Raw genomic sequence first — 264 nt, 5'->3', positions numbered from 1 at the left:
CTTGTTCCCATTGACATAGACCTTCACTTGAGTGGATTTCTTCGCATGTTGTATATACGAAATAATTTCGTACGCATCTAATTGCTTCATTACACTACCTCCCTAAAGTACTAATGACTATTGTACAAGAATACGTATGATATTTCACGCATTTATATACATCTAAGCAGAGTTATTTACTTTTCGTTAGTTTCTTTGTATGATTGGAATTAACATTAATCATATCAGAATGGTAGGTTTTATAGATGAAAACAATTCCAAAAC

1 protein-coding gene is annotated in these 264 nt (G+C 31.4%); it reads right to left on the bottom strand.

Annotation, left to right across the window (positions count from 1 at the left end):
- A partial coding sequence (locus ACSV5T_RS09925) for a hypothetical protein (protein WP_438321008.1) occupies nt 1-90 on the bottom strand: 90 nt, incomplete at its 3' end.
- Nucleotides 91-264: the final 174 nt, after the last annotated feature.

Source organism: Veillonella sp. ZSJB6 (genome assembly GCF_051549505.1).
Classification (GTDB): domain Bacteria; phylum Bacillota; class Negativicutes; order Veillonellales; family Veillonellaceae; genus Veillonella.
This window is presented reverse-complemented; position numbering and strand designations above follow the sequence as displayed.